This window comes from Shewanella glacialipiscicola, assembly GCF_023283485.1.
In the GTDB taxonomy this organism is placed as follows: domain Bacteria; phylum Pseudomonadota; class Gammaproteobacteria; order Enterobacterales; family Shewanellaceae; genus Shewanella; species Shewanella glacialipiscicola.
The window spans coordinates 103,496-122,892 of the sequence record NZ_JAKILU010000007.1; the positions used below are offsets into that span (position 1 = coordinate 103,496).

General features: G+C 45.7%; 15 protein-coding genes. 3 read left to right on the plus strand and 12 right to left on the minus strand.

Annotated elements, in window-relative coordinates; translation table 11 throughout:
* Positions 1–88: 88 nt before the first annotated feature.
* The 4 genes from putA to L2717_RS08085 all read right to left on the minus strand — a co-directional run bounded on the left by putA (position 89) and on the right by L2717_RS08085 (position 6,304).
* Entirely contained in the window at positions 89–3,283 is a 3,195-nt protein-coding gene (gene putA / locus L2717_RS08070; protein ID WP_220772567.1) for a bifunctional proline dehydrogenase/L-glutamate gamma-semialdehyde dehydrogenase PutA, read from the minus strand.
* A 248-nt stretch (positions 3,284–3,531) separates the two neighbouring features.
* A complete protein-coding gene (locus tag L2717_RS08075; RefSeq protein ID WP_220772588.1) occupies positions 3,532–4,080 on the minus strand; it encodes a TIGR04211 family SH3 domain-containing protein in 549 nt (182 codons plus the stop codon).
* 227 nt (positions 4,081–4,307) lie between these two features.
* Positions 4,308–5,597 (minus strand): inorganic phosphate transporter, encoded by a 1,290-nt coding sequence (locus L2717_RS08080; RefSeq protein WP_220772566.1) that lies wholly within the window; start codon positions 5,595–5,597, stop codon positions 4,308–4,310.
* A gap of 26 nt (positions 5,598–5,623) precedes the next feature.
* Positions 5,624–6,304 carry a TIGR00153 family protein gene (locus L2717_RS08085; RefSeq protein ID WP_220772565.1) on the minus strand — a complete coding sequence of 227 codons (681 nt, stop codon included), beginning with the start codon at positions 6,302–6,304 and terminating at the stop codon, positions 5,624–5,626.
* A gap of 231 nt (positions 6,305–6,535) precedes the next feature.
* Between L2717_RS08085 and L2717_RS08090 the strand changes: the two genes are divergently transcribed.
* The gene (locus tag L2717_RS08090; RefSeq protein WP_220772587.1) at positions 6,536–8,038 is read left to right on the plus strand and encodes a CYTH domain-containing protein; all 1,503 of its coding nucleotides are present in this window, start codon (positions 6,536–6,538) and stop codon (positions 8,036–8,038) included.
* A gap of 83 nt (positions 8,039–8,121) precedes the next feature.
* Here the strand turns inward: L2717_RS08090 and L2717_RS08095 are convergent, their stop codons facing one another.
* From L2717_RS08095 to L2717_RS08130, 8 genes are all read right to left on the minus strand, one after another.
* Positions 8,122–8,949, minus strand: a complete 828-nt coding sequence (locus L2717_RS08095) for an ion transporter (protein WP_220772564.1) — start codon at positions 8,947–8,949, stop codon at positions 8,122–8,124.
* A gap of 163 nt (positions 8,950–9,112) precedes the next feature.
* Entirely contained in the window at positions 9,113–9,442 is a 330-nt protein-coding gene (locus L2717_RS08100; RefSeq protein WP_076497774.1) for a hypothetical protein, read from the minus strand.
* A gap of 103 nt (positions 9,443–9,545) precedes the next feature.
* Positions 9,546–10,199 carry a DUF4178 domain-containing protein gene (locus L2717_RS08105; RefSeq protein WP_220772563.1) on the minus strand — a complete coding sequence of 218 codons (654 nt, stop codon included), beginning with the start codon at positions 10,197–10,199 and terminating at the stop codon, positions 9,546–9,548.
* Positions 10,200–10,373: 174 nt separating this feature from the next.
* Positions 10,374–11,063, minus strand: a complete 690-nt coding sequence (locus tag L2717_RS08110) for a PspA/IM30 family protein (RefSeq protein WP_220772562.1) — start codon at positions 11,061–11,063, stop codon at positions 10,374–10,376.
* 11 nt (positions 11,064–11,074) lie between these two features.
* On the minus strand, positions 11,075–11,488 hold the full coding sequence (locus L2717_RS08115) for a YjfI family protein (protein ID WP_076497768.1): 414 nt from the start codon (positions 11,486–11,488) through the stop codon (positions 11,075–11,077).
* 78 nt (positions 11,489–11,566) lie between these two features.
* Complete coding sequence (locus L2717_RS08120) at positions 11,567–13,291, minus strand: polyamine aminopropyltransferase (protein WP_220772561.1); 1,725 nt, start codon at positions 13,289–13,291, stop codon at positions 11,567–11,569.
* A 4-nt stretch (positions 13,292–13,295) separates the two neighbouring features.
* Positions 13,296–14,195, minus strand: a complete 900-nt coding sequence (locus L2717_RS08125; RefSeq protein WP_220772560.1) for a DUF350 domain-containing protein — start codon at positions 14,193–14,195, stop codon at positions 13,296–13,298.
* A gap of 13 nt (positions 14,196–14,208) precedes the next feature.
* On the minus strand, positions 14,209–15,192 hold the full coding sequence (locus L2717_RS08130) for a hypothetical protein (protein WP_220772559.1): 984 nt from the start codon (positions 15,190–15,192) through the stop codon (positions 14,209–14,211).
* Positions 15,193–15,428: 236 nt separating this feature from the next.
* Between L2717_RS08130 and glnE the strand changes: the two genes are divergently transcribed.
* Both glnE and L2717_RS08140 read left to right on the plus strand, forming a co-directional pair.
* Complete coding sequence (gene glnE / locus L2717_RS08135; protein WP_220772558.1) at positions 15,429–18,284, plus strand: bifunctional [glutamate--ammonia ligase]-adenylyl-L-tyrosine phosphorylase/[glutamate--ammonia-ligase] adenylyltransferase; 2,856 nt, start codon at positions 15,429–15,431, stop codon at positions 18,282–18,284.
* Between the two features lie 116 nt (positions 18,285–18,400).
* Complete coding sequence (locus tag L2717_RS08140) at positions 18,401–19,366, plus strand: GGDEF domain-containing protein (protein WP_248938024.1); 966 nt, start codon at positions 18,401–18,403, stop codon at positions 19,364–19,366.
* Positions 19,367–19,397 lie beyond the last annotated feature (31 nt).

A 19,397-nucleotide genomic window follows, 5' to 3' on the forward strand; every position in this document is an offset into this window, starting at 1 on the left:
TTTTTATTTGCTTAGGCTTAGAGCGTCACAATATTTAAGGGCGATATCAAGAAATATCGTGACTACTTAAGACAATGATGCAGTGAGTTTATTCGTCACCGTCACCCAATGATAGCAAGGTCGCATTACCACCGATGGCGGTGATGTTGTTAGTGCGAGTCTTTTCGGTCACAAAACGGGTTAAGTAGTGCGGACCACCGGCTTTAGGACCAGTGCCTGACAAACCTTGGCCACCAAAAGGTTGTACGCCAACCACTGCGCCGATTTGGTTACGGTTAATATACACGTTACCTACATTCACTTTATCCGCGACTTCTAATGCATGGCCTTCGTTACGGCTATGAATGCCCAGCGTTAAACCAAAGCCTGTGCTATTGATTTCATTAATCACTTGGCTAAGTTCTGCCGCCTTGTAGCGAATAACGTGCAGGATTGGGCCGAAGTGTTCTTTCTCAAGTACTTTAATCGAATCGATTTCAACCGCCGTAGGTGATACAAAATGGCCGTTTTCAGTGCCCGCAGGCAGCGGCATTTGCTTGATAAGCTTACCGACTTGCTTGATATGGTCGATATGCGCATCTAAGTTGGCTTTTGCGGTGGCGTCAATCACAGGGCCCACGTCAGTTTTAACTGAACTTGGGTTACCAATGACTAATTCGTCCATCGCGCCTTGCAATACTTCAATAACGCGATCGGCGATATCTTCTTGCAAGAAGAGCACTCGCAGCGCCGAGCAGCGTTGACCCGCACTAGTGAATGACGATGACACCACATCGTTAACCACTTGCTCAGGTTGCGAGGTAGAGTCCACTACCATGGCATTTTGGCCGCCAGTTTCAGCAATTAAAGGAATAATCGCGCCATCACGGTTGGCGAGTGTGCGGTTAATCAGTTTTGCCGTGCCAGTGGAACCCGTAAAGCACACGCCACCGATACGTTCATCCGCTGTAATCGCGCTACCCACAGTGGCGCCAGTACCTGGTAAGAATTGCAGTACTTCAACAGGAATACCGGCTTGGTGAGCCAGCTGCACCGCACGGTAACCAATAATTGAGGTTTGCTCCGCAGGTTTAGCAATAACGGTATTGCCTGCCGCTAACGCCGCAGAAACTTGGCCTAAGAAAATAGCTAGTGGGAAGTTCCATGGGCTAATGCACACGAATACACCGCGGCCTTGGAGGAACAGTTCGTTTAATTCACCCGTTGGGCCTGGAAGCAGTTCAGGTTTTGCCATCATCTTCTTGGCTTGTATGGCGTAGTAACGACAGAAATCAACGGCTTCACGCACTTCATCGATACCATCTTGAATACTCTTGCCCGCTTCACGGGTACAAAGGACAATTAACTCTTCGCGGTTTTCTTCTAATAAATCAGCTAATTTTTGCAGCGCAGAGGCGCGAATTTCTACAGGCGTACGCGTCCACGAAGCAAATGCCGCGTCAGCAGACGCCAGTGCTAACTCTATGGCAGCATCGTCAGCAAAGGCCACTTGACCTACGGTTTGAGTGGTGTCGTATGGACTAACAACGGTCTTGTACTCGCCAGTTAAGGTTTTACCGTTAACCAGAGTACCTGCTTGCCATTGGGTATCTTTAAACTGCTCTAATGCGGCGAAAAATGGCTCAGATTCGGAAATGATGTTCATATTGAGTCCCTTGGAGTTTTTGCGATCGCTACCAAATATATCGGCAGGCAAAACGATTTTTTTGTTAGCCAGGGTTTTATAGCCCATAAGCGTTGTTAGCGGGTGTACCACTAATGACTCGATTGGGGTTTTTGGGTCAACCAATTTGTGGACGAACGAGGTGTTAGCACCATTCTCTAGCAGACGACGCACTAAGTAGGGCAGTAGATCTTTATGGGCACCGATGGGCGCATAAATACGTACCGATTTGGCGCCCGCTTCTGACAAAATGGTGTCGTACAACTCTTGCCCCATACCGTGTAAGCGTTGGAACTCATGGTGACGTTCGCCCGCCATATCTGCAATCGCAGCAACGGTTTGCGCATTGTGGCTAGCAAACTGTGGGTATATAGCGCCGCTGGTCGCATCCGATAACAGGTAACGGGCGCAAGCAAGGTAAGAAACGTCAGTACCGGCTTTGCGAGTGTAAAGTGGGTAAGCGGCTTCGCCAGATTGTTGGGCCCATTTAAGTTCGCTATCCCAATAGGCGCCTTTTACCAGACGTAAGGGAATTTCGTCCCCTTGCTCTTTCGCAAGACGAGTTAACCAAACCAGTACGGGCAGGGCACGCTTAGAGTAAGCTTGAACCACAATGCCGAGTAATCCCCAGCCTTTTGCCGCTTCTGAATTAAACAGTTTTTGGAACAGTTTCAGTGACAACTCGAGGCGATCGACTTCTTCAGCATCGATAGAAATACCGATATTTAAGCCGCGCGCTAATTTAATCAGGCGAATAACGGTGTCATATAATTCAGTTAAGACGCGATCTTCATTCGCGACTTCATAGCGTGGATGCAACGCTGATAGTTTGATTGAGATAGTTGGTCGCGGTGATTCATTTTCGTTATAGTTTTGCGCCCCCAGCTCAGTGATGGCATTGGCGTAATCGGTAAAATATTTATCGGCATCTTTACGGGTTAATGCCGCTTCACCGAGCATATCGTAGGAGTGGGTATAACCGAGTTTACGTTTGTCTTCGCTGTTTTTAAGGGCTTCTTTCATATTGCGCCCTAACACGAACTGCTTACCCATGATTTTCATTGCAGCCATCATGGCTTGGCGGATCACAGGTTCGCCGAGGCGATTGACTAAACGGCTCAGTAAGTTGCTCGGGGTACCATCGATTTTTTTATCCAGCTTAACGATTTTGCCTGTGAGCATCAGCCCCCAAGTTGATGCGTTAACCAGCACTGAGTCACTCTTGCTCATGTGCTCATCCCACTTAGCCCCTGAAAGCTTATCTTCAATCAGTGCATCTGCAGTGGCTGCATCGGGAATACGTAACAACGCTTCGGCTAAACACATTAGGATAATCCCCTCCTGCGTTTCTAAGCTGTACTGTTGCAGAAAGGCGTCTATACCGACCATTAAGCCTTTTTTATCGAATTGACGAACTTTACTGACCAGTTCGTGGGCGCGACGAGTGACACGCTCTATGGTTTCATCACTGGAGGGAACTAGTTTGATTAGCTCTGACAAGTATTGTTCTTCGTCGACAATATAGTTATCGCTGACAGCTTGGAACAGTTCGTCGAGATTGGCAGAATCGTAGCGGCCTGCCAGCACTTCACTCGCTTTGAACATAGTAATCGCTTCCATCTTGGCCGTTTTTAGGGCGTTATTGTTGAAACAAATGGGGAGGCGCTAAACGCATTTAGTATTTTGTATACAATATGAAGGTTTGCGCGCGCCGATTATACAACCAAAATGTGACGGACAACACCATAGTGTGAGTAATTGTAAGGCTTGTTTGACTGGTTTGTTAATAGCCAGATGTAATGCGGAGTTGACAAAAAAGCCAGTGTTTAAAAACACTGGCTTTAGTGGCTAAAGAAAAGCGTATTAGACTACATCCAGCGCTTTTTATTGCGACGCTGTGGTCTAGGTAAATAAACTAAAATAATCCCTACGAGCAAGCCCATACCAGCAATTAATCCGCCTTGACGCCATAATTCGAAACGTTCATCTTGTGCGGTGCGATCTAAGGCAACTTTGAGCTTATCACGTTCTTGGGTGGTGGTGGCTAGATTGCTTTCTAGCTCGGTTAACTTAGCTTTTAGCTCGGTAACTTCGTCAGCGTGGTTATCCGTTGACCCTAACACTTCGGTCAATTTAGCCTTAGCTTGGGTTAATTCCGCGGTTAAGGCTGGCACCTGTTCACGAAAACTTTGAGTTGAACTAATTAAGCTCGTTTGCACCCAGCCTTCGCGATTTTTATGATCGATTATTTTGGAATAATCGCCCTGAGTTTCATTGAGCAGTGTCACAGGTTGCCCAGCTTCGATTGATCCTACTATTCGAAACTCAGTACCTGGGCCGCCTAGAAGATAAAGAAACACATTATCTGATATGTAGCGGGATTGGCCTTCGGCCAGCAGGTTGGAAGACAGTAACATCATTCCTACCAGAGTAAGGAGTCTAAACACTTTTGTATTCTCATCAACGAAATAGTCTGCACATGCTATGGATTTGAGGCCTGTAATGCAAGAGGGAAGTCATAGACTTCCCTCTACTTTACTGCATCCATGCTATGTATATTCCACTTTAATGCACGATTTTCGACAATCTTCTTGCCCTCGGTGTGGGGATGACTTACTCGTTATAAGCGCCCCTGCGAGACTTATTAATTAAAGACACCTTTAATCATAAAGAAGAAAATAATAGATAAACCTGCTCCTGCAGGTAGAGTCACTACCCAAGAGACAACAATATTACGTACTACACCGATATTGATAGCTGCGATACCACGGGCCATACCTACACCTAATACCGCACCCACTAAGGTTTGTGTGGTCGAAATAGGTAAACCAGTGCTTGAAGCGATAACGACAGTGGTTGCCGCAGCTAATTCTGCCGCAAAGCCACGACTTGGCGTCAAGTGAGTGATGTTTTTACCGATAGTTTGCATTACACGCTGACCAAAAATAGCCAGACCCATCACAATACCGACTGCACCTAAAGGTAAAATCCACCAGACTAGAGCTGATTTAGCGGCTATTTCACCACCACTATTCACTACAGCCACAACCGCAGCTAATGGGCCAATCGCATTTGCGACATCGTTTGAACCATGGGCAAAAGCCATACAACAGGCTGTCAGTACCATCAAGATCGCAAACACTTTTTCAACGTTTTTGAACTGTGTTTGACGATCTGCTTTATCGCTCATTTGTAAGCGTGAAATGGCAATTTTACCTGTGATGCCAACTACGGCGGCAATAGCAGCTGCGAGTAGGTAAGATTCGGTAATAGAGAAATGCAGACCAACGTGAGACAACCCTTTCATAATTGTCATTAATGACATGATGAAACCAGCAAATGCCATATAGAAAGGTACAAAACGCTTAGCATTACTTAAAGGGTCATCAGTGTTGAAGATAAGTTTTTGTACGCTTTGGAAGAGGATGAATGCCATAAAGCCCGAAATAGCAGGGGTTATGATCCAAGAACCTACAATCCCACCCACTTTATCCCATGAGACTGAATCTGCGCCAACACCCACGGCAGCGAAACCAATAATGGCACCGACAATAGAGTGAGTAGTTGATACTGGCCAACCTAGAGCTGATGCGACTACAAGCCAAATACCAGCCGCCAACAATGATCCTATCATGCCGTAAACCAGCAATTCAGGCGTGGCAGTGAAATAGCTCGTATCAATAATACCGCTGCGAATAGTATTGGTAACTTCGCCCCCAGCTAAAAATGCACCGGAAAACTCAAAGATCATCGCGATAATAATCGCTTGTTTAATTGTAATTGCGTTTGAACCGACAGAGGTTCCCATCGCATTGGCGACATCATTCGCGCCAATACCCCATGCCATGAGAAAACCAAATGCAGCCGCAATGGCAATAAGCCACGGGCCATTAGTGACTAAGACGTTAGCCACCTCAATACCTGCATCAACCATATTGATACCTTGATAACCTTAATTTATTAAACGCGAGCCAGCATAAGCTCAAGACGCGAACCGACGCGTTCGGCAAGATCTGCAAGACCACCGACCCACTCAATCGTTTTGTAGAGGAACATTACATCGATAGGATTCAATTGCGACTCCATAGCGAATAACTGACGGCGTAACTGAATTTGTAGATCGTCAGTATCTTCTTCGATAATATCGAGTTCGTTGATCATTTTGGCCACTAAGTCGAGCTCACGACCACGGAAACCGGTTTCGAGTAGATCTTCGAGTTCGTTAATGACTTGTTTTGCAAGGGCAACCGCATCGATACAGCGTTGTAGGTAAGCGATAAAAGGAACTTGCATGATCTGAGGAATTAACAACTGACGGCCGATAACACGGCCTGAAATATCTTTTGCCTTGTTGGCGATTTTGTCTTGTTGGGTTAATAGTTCCAATAGATCGGTACGTTCTACAGGCATAAACAAACCGCTTGGCAGAGTGAGGCGAATTTCACGCTTTAGTGAATCTGCTTGCTTCTCGGCTAAACTAATTTGCTTACGTAATTGAACTGCACTGTCCCAGTCATCTGCGAGAGTCGCTTCGAAAAAGGGGACCAGTAACGATGCGCAATCGTGTACTTTGTCCATGTGCTCTTGAAGGGGCTTAATTGGCGATTTTGCAAACACGCCCAAAATAGAGTTTACTGGCATTGCCGTTTACCTATTTAGATTGTTCCATTATTGGAAAAAGCGGGCGCATGTTAACCTAAGCGTCCGCATATTGAAACTGTGTTTTTTAAGAAAAAACCACAGCGTTATTCTAACGGGTTATCTACCAACTGCAAAAGCAAATCCTACGGGATTTTTATGACACATTTGTGACATTATGAACGAAACATGACGTATCAATGAATATTTGATGACAAAATGAGCGGTTATGCAATGAATGCTGAGATTGAATTAAAACTATTTTTCCTGCCAAAATATCAACAATCCCTGATAAATAAGTTAGATAGCCTCGATAATAGCGTGCCTCAAGGTCAGCGTCGTTTAACAAACGGTTACTTTGATACGCCTGATCTGCAATTGCGCCAATGGGATATGGGACTGAGAGTGCGTGGCGATGATGAACATCGAGAACAAACCATAAAAACTGCGGGACAAGTCATTGGGGGGATTCATTCTCGGCCTGAGTATAATGTGACCATTCAATTGGATAGCCCAAATTTAAGCCTGTTCCCCAGCAGTATCTGGCCGAGTAATGCCGATTTAGCTTCTACTCAAGTCCAATTGGGCTGTATTTTCCATACTGATTTTTATCGCCGCGCTTGGCATATTCATATAGATGATAGTTTGGTTGAAGTCGCCTTAGACATAGGTGAAATCACTGCCAATGGTCAGCAAGAAGCTTTATGCGAACTGGAATTCGAGCTGCTCAGTGGCGATACCGAAGCCTTACTTAAGCTTGCCATTCAAGTGGCGAGTATTGTGCCTGTTCGTTTAGGTAAAGCCAGTAAAGCGCAGCGAGGATATCGGTTAGCCGGTAAAGCTCCGCCGCTTCACTTAACCGCGTTAGAATTTTTACCGCTTGCCGAACACAACGAGACTCTCTCACCCGATTTAACCGCAAGCTGTCAAACATTACTCGAAATCGCCCTTGAGCGCTGGCAATTATTAGAAAGTATGATTGCAGATGAGCATGAGCATGAGCCAGAGGCCTGTATTGCACTCTGGTGGCGTATGCGCGCCTGTATCCGTTTACTGCGCATTACCCTAAGTCAGTTTGCTTTATTGGATGCAAGGCTTTTGAGTCAATTCATGTTGATTGAAAAGCAACTCGATTTTATTGAACCAGCGCAGGCGTTAACAGCGTTACTGGGTAGTCAGTACCTTCTGTTTCATCGACAGTCGCAGAGCCGTCAATTAAAACAACAGCTACGGTTTGACTTAGACAATATTAAGCTCGATGAACAATTAAGCTCACTTTGGCAGCAGCCTGAATACGGTCAGTTACAGTTAGCGGCAGTGGAACAGTTGCTTAAGGTGAGTGCGGGTGAGCTTGGCAGTATTAAGCCGCCAAGTTTGCGCCAGCATGCTGATAGTGCTCTACAAGCTTCTTGGCAGGCAATATTTGAGGTGATGTCATGTAACACTGCCATGACGAGCACACATTACTTACAAGCGTCTACAGTGCTTGATGAGAGCATTCTCGTCGGTCAGGCTTATGGTAGTCTGTACGATGTTAAATCGCGGGATATGTTTCGCGCCCCTTGGCTTGATTTAACCCTAGGGATTAAAACCTTAGCGTGTTACAGCGCCTTAGAACATGCGAGCTGCAAGTTGGGTATTGATTTACATGAGTGGCTTGATGATAAACAGCAGAGCCTGCTGTTTGCGATGGAGTCAACACGCCACAACGCGTTACAACAACTTGTTTATTGGTAGTCTTTAGCGGTTAATGTTGTTTGAATGTAATAGCTTGATATACAGGCCTAATCCAATAACGGGTTGGCCTTTTTTTATCGGCATTAATGGTTAGATTTTTTATCAAGACTCAGCTGCAACTCCGTTATTTTGGCGAGCATTTGCGTTTGGTTTTGCTCCATCTTCAGTTGGTTTTCTTCCATTCTTGCTAACGCTAATTCAAGCTCAGATTTGAGTTCAGCTTTACTTGCATCGTGGCGCTCCTGACGTTCGGCTTCATCGGGTGCAACAAATACTGAGGCCATATAGCCTGAAATAACCCCGAAAAAACTCACGCCACTGACAATGACTACACCGCCTATGATGTGGCCAGCCGTGCTCACCGGATAATGGTCGCCATAACCGACCGTAGAGATGGTGACCAATGCCCACCAAATCGCTTGCTCGGCGGTTTGAATATTAGCCCCTTCAGTGCCGCTTTCGACGATGAGTATAATGACAGAGGCCAAGGTTAAAATTGTCACCATAGCGACCAATAAACTGGCTAAGGTGGCTTGTTTGCGTTGTTTTATCAGCGGTAAGAGTAGTGAGCGACTCATGCGGATCAGGCGGATTACCCGCAAAATTTGGAACAAACGCGCCATTCGCAGTGCTTCTATTGCTGGGATGCTGGCAATAAAATCGACCCAGTGATGCTTAATAAAAAATAATTTATCACGAGCGCGGAATAATCCGATAAAGAAGTTAAGCATGAAAATCATGCAAATACTGGTGTCAATAAAGAAGAGTAAGCGGTAGGTTTCGCTATCCAGACGGCCAAATGTCATGACGAGCACAATAATCACTGACAGCAAAGATAAAATCATCATTGCCATTTCGAATGGGGAAGGCGTGCCAAGGGTGCGAAGTGACCATGGGGTTTTATCTGTCATGCCAAACATGATTCCTGTTTAAGTGCGGTGAATCACTAAAGTAAAAGACTTTCGACTGTGAGTAAATTGACTTAGTAAATTAAAGGGCACTTTTATGGATGAGAATACCTATTATCACAGCGCGTTTAACTTAAGACCCGCATACAGGTTCAGAATATGAGTATTAGGCTTTATCAACAAAATGGACGAGGTCATCAAGTACACGACGTTTAATTTCGAGTTGTGAATCGGCACTTAAACCATACTTTTCTGCTAGCTGAACGTAATCATCGGCGTTGAGTGATACGGTTAGGCGTGGGCGAGAAGGGCGTTTTGAGACCGTTAAGCCCAAAATAGTGCGAATTTGATCGGAGGGGCTAACGCCAGCATCTAATGCGGCTTTACGAATCGAATATTGAAATTTTTCATCGAGATCGAAAGCCACTTGTGTTGCTTTCGCGGCCTGTTGGTTTTTCAACCATTGCTCAGGGAGAGCGTGCTTGGTTTTACTCATAACGTATTACCTATTGCTATCAATCGTTTCTATCGCGCTTATCTGTGAGATTGTATTGGGATTATTGATAAAGTGCGAGCCCGCACTTTATCTTATTCTGAGATCATTTAGCAGGCCAGTAATCGCGAATATCCGTCAGTGGGCGATATAAGGTCAATACGACATCGGTATCGCCACCTTCATAAACTTCAACTTCGACGGCTCGGTTCTCATCGTCATCGAGGAGTAAATAATACTCGAAGGGTTCACCCGTGGCGCCATTAGCATCTTGTGGTGGCTTTTGGCCGCGATAATCCTGACGATGGAAATAGCCAAAACCGGCAAAAGTGACTTGATGGTACTGTTTACCAAGCCACTGTTCAAATTGCGTTGCTAACTCTGAAGGCAGTGCTTGGGTCGTGAGTTCGGCGTGGCCGGGTTCATCGAATATGGCACTGAACTGCTCGAGAGCGAACAATTGCTCCACTTGAGCGCGAGAAATCTTAATAGAAAAAGCAAGATAGCTTTCATCGTCCTCTTCAATACTTAAAAACAGCGTGTCGTGACCATGACCTTTAAGTAACCACTCTGGCTGTTGATTACGCTCTGATTCATAGGTATTGACGGCTTCAACCCGTAATTGCTGGCCACGTAGTTGTGGCGGCAGTGCAAAGCTATCATCGAGGGTAATCATATCGCCCACATTAAGTTGTGATGGGTGATTGAGCTCGCGTGGTGGCGGCGCTTTTTTACCAAACATACTATTGAAAAATCCCATCGTGACTCCTGCTGCGATTTGCATGCGATAGTGATGCTTGCTCGGGTGCGGCTTTAAATCGATTCGCTGCGAATACTTACGGGCAAGATAATCATTATTTTATAGATAAAACAAAAAATGCCGAGTTCAGTAGGGGATTATCCCTCTAGAACTCGGCATTCGGTCAATCATAACTTAGCTTTTACGTGCTTTAATTCGGTCTAGCACGGCATTTGCATTGGATTTCTGTTCACCAATGCCAGCTTCAGCTAGCTTAGATTGCAGCGATTTGTCACTATTTTCATCGGCTAAGGTTTCTGCGGCTTTCAAGCGGTCGTCAAACTGTTGCTGACGAGCCTTGATGCGCTCTAATGAATCCTTGGCGTTCATCAACTTAGAGTTGCTAGACGCGAACGAGTCAGTAATGGTTGCCGTCGCCTTTTGTACGCTTTCAGTGGTTTTAACCATGCTTAACTGGCGTTGATAATCAGATAGCTGGCGCTCGGTCTTTTTCACTAAATCTTTCAAGCGTGCTGCATGGGCGCTAAAGCTGTCGTTAGCACTTTGTTGCTCTGCTAACTCTTGATCTAACATAGCAATTTTTTCAGCCACTTCAATCGCTAATGCTTCATTACCCTTATCGAGCGCCTGCGTCACATAACTTTCGTGTTCGGCAATTGAACGCTTTAGGCGATCAATTTCACGGCTGGCTTGCATTTCTTTCGCCATCACATCAGTTAGTTCACGTTTAGCATTGGTTAAATGCTTTTCAGCGTCACGGACTTCCTGTTCAAAAATACGGGTTGAGTTGGCATCAATGATACTTTGGCCAACTTCGGTGGCACCACCGCGAAACGCTGTTAAAATTTTATTTAAAATGCCCATTTTGTGGCTCCTTATTTAAGATAGTCGACCATTTCATCAATAACTTCTAAACAGTTATCGGATAAAACTGCTAATTCTTGTTCAATTTCAAGCATGCTAGATTGAAGTGATAGCGCACCGTAAACCACGTATTTGTCATCAATTTTTGCAAAGGCTGACAAGGGCATTGGAATGTTGAGCTCTAGCATAGTTTCAAACATTTCACTGCGACGCTCTTGGTTTACTTCGTTCTCGCCCCACAAATAGCTGATGCACAAAATCTGATTGTCCGTTACCGATACAAATACCGGGATTTCTTCACGGCCAACGACATTCACTTGCAACACTTCGACTTCACCAGTAATTGGATAACAATCAAACTGGAAGCCTGTTTGGCTGTTGTTGCCTAGACTGTTGAGGTGGTTGGCAATGGTATGGATATTCATATTTGTCCTTGTTGACATATTATGTCTGTGTTCAAAGATAGCACTGAGACATAATATGTCAAGCACTATCGCATCCTATTAAAAAAGATTCAGTCCTTGATTCTCGGACCAATCTTGCAAATGGTAGTGATACAGTTGCAACGAACCCAATTCATTTGGCTTAATCTTAGCGGCATCTTGGTAAAAGTTTGCAGGAAATTCAAAAGCACCATCCACTAAGCCTAAGGTGAGCCAGTCATCTTTGATGGGCAGCTCAGTCAGCTTGGCCAACCTGTGCTGTGCATCAAGGCCGTCTGTGGTGGCAATGCTCCAGCCCCATTCGCCAAAACTGGGTACATTATGATGATACTGTTTTACGTTAAATCCCGCTAAGGCCAAGGTTTTTGCAATCGAAATAAATGCCTTCGGAGCGTGGTACGGCGACGTTGACTGTACAGTCAGAGCACCATCACTACTGATAAGTTCCTTTAATTTACGGTAGAAATAATCTGAATACAGCTTGTTAAGATCAGGATGGCTCGGATCCGGTAAGTCCACAATAATGGCGTCATATTTCACGCCTGTGGCAATCAGCTTGTCGACTCCATTAAAGGCGTCATCGTTGATCACTGTGACGCGGGGATCGTTGAGTGCATTACCGTTGAGCGCGAGCATAGCGCGGCTGAGATTTTCAGGCATATCGGTATCAGGCGATTTAAATAATTGCACTAGACCCACATCAAGATCGAGAAGTGTAACTTGCTCAGGCTGCCAACGGAGCACTTGTTTGAGACCGAGCCCGTCACCGCCGCCAATGATTAATACCTTATTGTGACGCGCACTGGCGGCAAGGGTGGGATGTACGAGAAACGCATGGTAGATGTGCTCGTCTATGCTAGAAAACTGCAAGCGACCATTGATATATAAGTTATAAACGGGGGCGAGACCATTGCCGCGTAGCCGCTCGGTAAAGGTCAGTTGCTGGAAGCGTGTAGCCTTTGAGTATACCACTTTATCTTTATAGATCAGATTATTGAAGTGCTGTTCCCAGTGCGGGCCTTGAAGTGCTAGAACTAACAAGACACCCGTGACGATAACATGTCCAGTCAACAGTAGTTTTGCACGATGGATTTTAGACCAGAAACGCCAGATAAATACAAAACCCGCCAGCAGGTTAAAACTAGCGGTTAAGGCGGCAGCGAGTTGGATATCAATGGCGAGCATAAAACCAACCCAAATGGCGGCACCTATGCCAGCACCAATATAATCGGCGCCATAAATCGTCCCCGCATTATGCAGTAAATGTTCATCTGAAAGCGATTGACGCACCCGTGCAATTAATGGGATTTCCATGCCGATCATCAAACCCAGTAACACGCCCCACACATAGGGCAAGTATTCGCTGAGTTTTTGCAGCGTGCCTATCATGCCGCCTTCAGGCAAGTGATCTGGCGGCAAGCCTAAGGTGTTAGCAATCATCAACGGTAGTTGTTGGCCAAAACCAATGACCGCCGCAGTGATTAAAATAGCGAGCGAGCCACACAGTGCAACCGTGAGTTCTAAGATCACAAAACCAGTAAAGGCATCACGGATCTTGCGGGCGGCGAAAGCACCTAAGCCCATGGAGACGATCATTAAGCCAATCATGGTATAGATGGCGGCTTCTAATGCGCCTAAAATGCGTCCCGCATAGTGTGATAAAAGATATTCGTAAATCAGGCCGCAGCCTGCTAATACGGCCATAATGCCCAACAATAGGACATCGTCGAACCAACCTAGACGGCTAGGTTTGGCCGTCGAGGGAGTTAAGTTACTTTGTTGCATTTAATTAGGCCATCAGTGCCGTGAGGATAAGTGCGATAGCGATACAGATCGCCATTTCTACGGCGGCAATGCCGATATTGTGTTGTTTTTCCACTTCATCAGCTAAATCAATACGGGCTAATACGAGTTTCTTCACCACAAATAGCAGTAAGGACAGTGCGAGCAGCATAATGATAGAAAATACTAACCAGCCGATCACGTTGGCGATATAAGCTGTCGGGTTAAAAATAATAAAGTGACTGGCAGCATTAAAACTCAGTGCCATGGCAATCATATAACCCGCATGGCGTAGCGCTAATGCGGTATGACCTTGCACTAAGGCTTGCTGCATCGACGAGTCTTGATTGCGGCTCGCAAAACGGTTTTCGCGCCAGCGCGTCAGCAGCACTAGCATTAACTGCGAAATTGCAAAGGCACTGAAAATAGCAATAAAGGTATCTAAGGTTAAGTCTTCAGCCCATAACAACACTGAGCGGATGATAATCGCAGTGGCGATGGCGACACTGGCATCAACGATAGCGACAGACACATTACCTTTGATGATTTGCTCGTTTTTATCGAACTCATTTAGTGCTAATTTATCGTGCAGAAAACGGCCGAATTTAATCAGTACTAAACCGAATAAACCATAAGCGCTCATGCCAATGGCTTCAGTAAGATAAGAGTGTGCAGCAGCCCCTGTGATGGCACCCGTTAGTACAATCCCAAGCGCTGCAACCGCGCCAGCGGTACTGATACCAAAGGCAAAATTGTCTCGTTCTGCCAGTTCTTTGCTGCTGTTAACCTTGACGCTCCAACCTTGCAAATAACGCATTAGCGTGAGCAAAATCACCGCAATGGTGAGATCGATAGCCAGAATGGTGGCTAGCTCTGGCGTGATACCGAAATCTTGAAATAATGTCATTGAGAATCCTTAGTTACTTACCGCGGCGCACACTGCGGGTCGTGCGATTACTGGAATTGCGAAAACTGCTGTCTTTAGCATAGTTAGAGCGAAACTTACTTTTGGAGTTGTTCGCTGAACTCTTGCTTGCGCTGGTGGTGTTAGCTTTCGGTGTGCTGGTGCTTTCACGGGATAACGCCGTGCCACCTGTACGGGGTTTGGCATAAGGGCTGTCAAAGCGTTTACCTTGAGAGTCAAAGCGCTTTTTAGTCTGCTCGAATGTTTTAGCCTGCGCATCTGCTTGTTTTGGTGAGGTATAGCGATAACGACCAACGTCATTATAATAGCTATAACCTCGATTACCTGACCAACGGTCGTAGGAGATGGGTCGATTGAAGATATTCGAAAACATCGAATACATGCCATACCAAGCCCAAAATGAAGTGCCGCTTGAGTCAGTTTGCCAGTTACCATAAGCAGGATTTCCCACTAGTTGGCTACCTGGGCCAAAGTTTTCTGCGCCATTAGCAAGGGTTGCGGCTTCGCGGCTGATGGCATTTACCCGCGCCAGTTTGCCATCGGACATATCAGCGACTACGTTGACTGGATCTGACAACATATCGTTATACAAACTGGGATCCGCGGCTTGATAAAGATTTTCGGCTTCGGCCAGTTGTTGATCGAGATCGGCAAAGTTGCTCGCGACTTTCGACTCCTCTAAACGACGTTTTAGCGAGGTATACATGGGACCTTGAGTACCTGCATCCTTGGCTAATTCATCGAGTAATGGCGCTAATTCGGGCTTCTGTTGCTTTAATAATGTGGTGTATTGTTTTAACAGGTTAGCGTTACGCAACTGCCCATCGTCGATCATAGTGGTGAGTGTAGCAAGGCGTTGCTGCGCTAGTTGTTGATACTTAGCAATTTTATCCGGTCTGTCATCGCCACAACCCGTTAGCGCTAGCGAAACGGCTATAAAGAGTATCGATGTGAGAACACGAGTTAGCATTCCTGCCATGTTTTCTCCAAAAGGTAATGAATTAAAACATAAATACTTGCAGACAATCATAATCTGCTTGCTCAATATGCCTGCTGCAAGGTTATAGTATCTTTAAATGTCACAGATAAAGCCTGTACCTTTACTTGCGTGCTATATCGTGCAGCGAGTAAGTCATGGCAAACATAACATGATGTGGCGCTAATTTATATCATCACGACATAATATGTCGATAGCTAAATTTGTTAGGAACCATTATGACCATGCAAAAAGACAGTAGTAAGTCATTGTCTGTTCTCGTTAATCAAACCGCTGAGCATAATTTTCAACGGCTAGAGGACGTATGGTCCGAAGGGCTGACTCAATTAACGCCGGCACAAAAACAAGAACTCAAAACGGTTTTAGGGCTCAGCGATTATGTAGCGACTCAGTTATGTCGTTATCCCACATGGGTTAACACCCTGTTTGCTGGTGAGTTAAGCCTGGTTGAGCGTAAAAACTTTGATCTTGAATTGCACGAAGTATTGAGTAGCGTCACAACCGAAGAGATGGCGAAAGCCAGCTTGCGACGATTTCGTAATTATCAAATGGTACGTTTAGCATGGCGTGATTTTTTAGACTATGCCAGTTTAGAAGAATCACTCCTCGATTTATCCGCGCTCGCCGAAGCCTTAGTGATTTGCGCCCGTGACTGGCTCTATAAAGAGATGTGCACCCAATACGGCACGCCGATGGACAAAGAAGGCAATGCACAGCCACTGCTGATTTTAGGCATGGGCAAGTTAGGCGGCCGTGAGCTCAATTTTTCCTCCGATATTGATTTGATTTTCACTTTCCCAGAACACGGCGAAACCGTTGGTGGCCGCCGCAGTATAGATAACCAACAGTTTTTTATCCGCATGGGACAAAGGCTAGTCAACTTGCTTGATCAAGTCACTGTTGATGGTTTTGTGTTCCGCGTGGACATGCGTTTACGCCCCTACGGTGAAAGTGGCCCGCTGGTGGTGAGTTTTAGTGGTCTTGAGGATTATTACCAAGAACAAGGGCGTGATTGGGAACGCTATGCCATGGTCAAGGCGCGTGCGCTCGGGCCTTGGAGCCATTTCTCCGATGAATTACACAGCCTGCTTAGACCCTTCGTGTATCGCCGTTATATTGACTTTTCCGCTATTGAATCTCTGCGAAAAATGAAACAACTCATTGCTCAAGAAGTACGCCGCCGCCATTTGACCGACAATATTAAACTCGGCGCGGGCGGTATTCGTGAGGTCGAGTTCGTGGTGCAGAGTTTTCAGCTCATTCGTGGCGGCCGCGAGCCCGCGCTGCGCCAGCAGAGTTTATTCGGCGCTATCGATACTCTTTATAGCTTAGGGCAGTTCGAATATTTGGCGGTGGATGAGCTGAAGCACAGTTATTTACTACTGCGCCGAGTCGAGAATTTACTGCAAGCCATAGATGATAAACAAACCCAAACCTTACCGAATAATCCACTGGATTGGGCACGACTCTGCCATGTACTTGATATGGCGAGTGAGGTCGATTTACGAACTCATATCGAAGCGGCGATGAGCCAAATTCATCGTCATTTTAAAGCCACAGTGGGCGGCGAAGAAGGCGAAGATAAAGCTGAACACTGGACTGCGCAGCTGTGGAGTGCGCAAGATATTGATGATGCAGAGGCGCTATTAACCGAACAACAAATCGACGATGATAAGTTGTGCCCTATGCTCAGTAGCTGGCGCGAAACCGTCACTAAGCGTTCCATTGGTCCACGCGGACGGGAAACCTTAGATAAATTAATGCCACGATTATTGGAAGAGTTGCTTCATCAACAGAGTCCCTCGGCGGCTTTTGAGCCTGTGTCTAAGGTGCTGGAACAAATTTTAACCCGCACGACTTATCTTGAACTATTGTGCGAAAACCCCGGCGCACGGCAGCAGTTGGTCAGTTTGTGCTGCGCTAGCCCTTGGATCGCCGTGCAATTGGCGAAGTTTCCCATGTTGCTCGATGAGCTGATTGATCCGTCGCAACTCTATGACACCACATCAATTGATGATTATCCTAGTGAGCTACGCCAGTACATGCTGCGTGTGCCCGAGGATGATATGGAGCAGCAGATGGAAGCGCTGCGACAATTTAAACTATCACAACAACTTAAAATCGCTGCAGCTGACGTCACTGGCGTTTTACCTGTGATGCAGGTGAGCGATCACTTAACTTTTTTAGCTGAAGCGATTATCGAACAAGTGGTAATGCAGGCGTGGCAACAGGTTTCTGTGCGCCACGGCGTGCCCGCTTATCTTGAGGGTAATGACACCGGATTTGCTGTTATTGGTTACGGCAAATTGGGTGGTATTGAATTGGGCTACGGCTCGGATCTCGATTTAGTCTTTTTGTGTGAAAACAAAACAGAAAATAATCTCACCAACGGTGAGCGCCCAATTGAAGCCGGCCATTTTTACCTCAAGCTCGCTCAGCGTATTCTGCATTTATTTTCGACTCGTACTACTTCGGGTGAGTTATATGAAGTAGATATGCGTCTACGTCCCTCTGGTGCCTCGGGTTTGATGGTCAGTGAAATTGCGCGTTTTGGCGAGTACCAAGCTAACGAGGCGTGGACGTGGGAGCATCAAGCCTTAGTACGCTCGCGTTTTGTTTTTGGTGATAATAGCTTAGCGGTTAAATTTAGCCAAATTCGCGCCTCGGTATTAGAGCAGCCAAGGGATAAGATTGAACTTAAAAAAGCGGTGCGTGAGATGCGCCAGAAAATGCGCGAGCATTTACTTAAGGCAAATGAAGGCATATTTGATCTAAAGCAGAGTCCCGGCGGTATTGCCGATATTGAGTTTATTGCCCAATACTTAGTGCTTGCCAATGCCCATGAGTATCCAGAGCTGACGATTTGGTCTGACAATGTGCGAATTTTTGGTATATTAGCCGAGCTTGAATTGTTACCTATGATGAGTGCCCAGCATTTGACTCAGACCTATTGTTTACTGAGAGATGAAAATCATCGATTGACGCTGCAGCAAAAGCTCAGCCAATTACCAGTATCTGCGGTGTCTGCTCACACTGAGCGGGTGTTGAACATCTATCGAACGATACTTGAGTAATGCACTGTGATAAACGTTTTATCCTATGGGTAACATTTTTCACCAGCATTGTCTTAACGCCGCAATAACACTTAATTTAGGCTAGAGTTTAATGAAAGCCGTTAGCAGAGAGCGCCATGCAATTACCTATAATTCCTGACAATGAACTGCAACGTTTGGCCAAGTTACGCACACTCAATGTGCTTGATACCGAAGCCGAAGAACGTTTCGACCGTGTCACTCGACTCACTAGAAGAATTTTTTCAGCGCCCATTTGCCTTGTGACGTTAGTCGACGCTGAGCGTCAATGGTTTAAATCTCGTCAAGGATTAAGTGCGACTGAAACATCGCGAGATATTTCTTTTTGTGGCCATGCGATTAATCATGACGGTGTTTTTATCGTTAACGATGCGCTTAAAGATCCGCGATTTCATGATAATCCATTAGTCGTACGAGATCCTTTTATTCGCTTTTATGCTGGATATCCATTAACGATGAGTGATGGGTGTCGTGTTGGAACCCTCTGTATTATAGATACCAAACCTCGGCAACTGACTGGCGAAGAGATTGAAATTCTAACCGATTTAGGAAAAATGGTAGAGGCTGAATTATTATTAATTGTCCAGAATACCCTAGACCCTCTGACCGCTATTTCTAATCGTCGTGGTTTTGAGTTATTAGCACATCAAGCATTAGCGAGTTGTCGTCGTACAAAAATGGCTGCGGCAGTGGTCTTTTTTGACCTCGATTTCTTTAAAGAAATTAATGATAGCTTTGGCCACCGCAAGGGCGATGAGCTGTTATGTGATTTTGCCAATATCTTAATGACGGCCTTTAGAGAGTCGGATGTCATTGCTAGAATGGGGGGCGATGAGTTTGTCGTGCTGTTAAGTTTTGTGCATAAAGATATGGTTAATCAAGCTATTGAACGCTTTAAGTTGCTGCTTGAACAATATAATCAACAACATCAGCATAGATTAGCAACCAGTATCGGTATCGCACATTGGACACCCGATTCAGATATCTGTTTAGATAATCTTTTAGACTGTGCCGATAAAGCTATGTATCAGGATAAAGCCGTGAACCACAGTGATGCATCTTAAATGATGTGTGCTTAAGCCAATAAACAGGGAG

Bases quoted from the DNA above. Each gene is read 5' to 3' on its own strand.
- putA (WP_220772567.1), bottom strand. From the start codon at position 3,283: ATGGAAGCGATTACTATGTTCAAAGCGAGTGAAGTGCTGGCAGGCCGC.
- L2717_RS08075 (WP_220772588.1), bottom strand. From the start codon at position 4,080: ATGTTACTGTCTTCCAACCTGCTGGCCGAAGGCCAATCCCGCTACATA.
- L2717_RS08080 (WP_220772566.1), bottom strand. From the start codon at position 5,597: ATGGTTGATGCAGGTATTGAGGTGGCTAACGTCTTAGTCACTAATGGC.
- L2717_RS08085 (WP_220772565.1), bottom strand. From the start codon at position 6,304: ATGCCAGTAAACTCTATTTTGGGCGTGTTTGCAAAATCGCCAATTAAG.
- L2717_RS08090 (WP_220772587.1), top strand. From the start codon at position 6,536: ATGAATGCTGAGATTGAATTAAAACTATTTTTCCTGCCAAAATATCAA.
- L2717_RS08095 (WP_220772564.1), bottom strand. From the start codon at position 8,949: ATGACAGATAAAACCCCATGGTCACTTCGCACCCTTGGCACGCCTTCC.
- L2717_RS08100 (WP_076497774.1), bottom strand. From the start codon at position 9,442: ATGAGTAAAACCAAGCACGCTCTCCCTGAGCAATGGTTGAAAAACCAA.
- L2717_RS08105 (WP_220772563.1), bottom strand. From the start codon at position 10,199: ATGGGATTTTTCAATAGTATGTTTGGTAAAAAAGCGCCGCCACCACGC.
- L2717_RS08110 (WP_220772562.1), bottom strand. From the start codon at position 11,063: ATGGGCATTTTAAATAAAATTTTAACAGCGTTTCGCGGTGGTGCCACC.
- L2717_RS08115 (WP_076497768.1), bottom strand. From the start codon at position 11,488: ATGAATATCCATACCATTGCCAACCACCTCAACAGTCTAGGCAACAAC.
- L2717_RS08120 (WP_220772561.1), bottom strand. From the start codon at position 13,291: ATGCAACAAAGTAACTTAACTCCCTCGACGGCCAAACCTAGCCGTCTA.
- L2717_RS08125 (WP_220772560.1), bottom strand. From the start codon at position 14,195: ATGACATTATTTCAAGATTTCGGTATCACGCCAGAGCTAGCCACCATT.
- L2717_RS08130 (WP_220772559.1), bottom strand. From the start codon at position 15,192: ATGGCAGGAATGCTAACTCGTGTTCTCACATCGATACTCTTTATAGCC.
- glnE (WP_220772558.1), top strand. From the start codon at position 15,429: ATGACCATGCAAAAAGACAGTAGTAAGTCATTGTCTGTTCTCGTTAAT.
- L2717_RS08140 (WP_248938024.1), top strand. From the start codon at position 18,401: ATGCAATTACCTATAATTCCTGACAATGAACTGCAACGTTTGGCCAAG.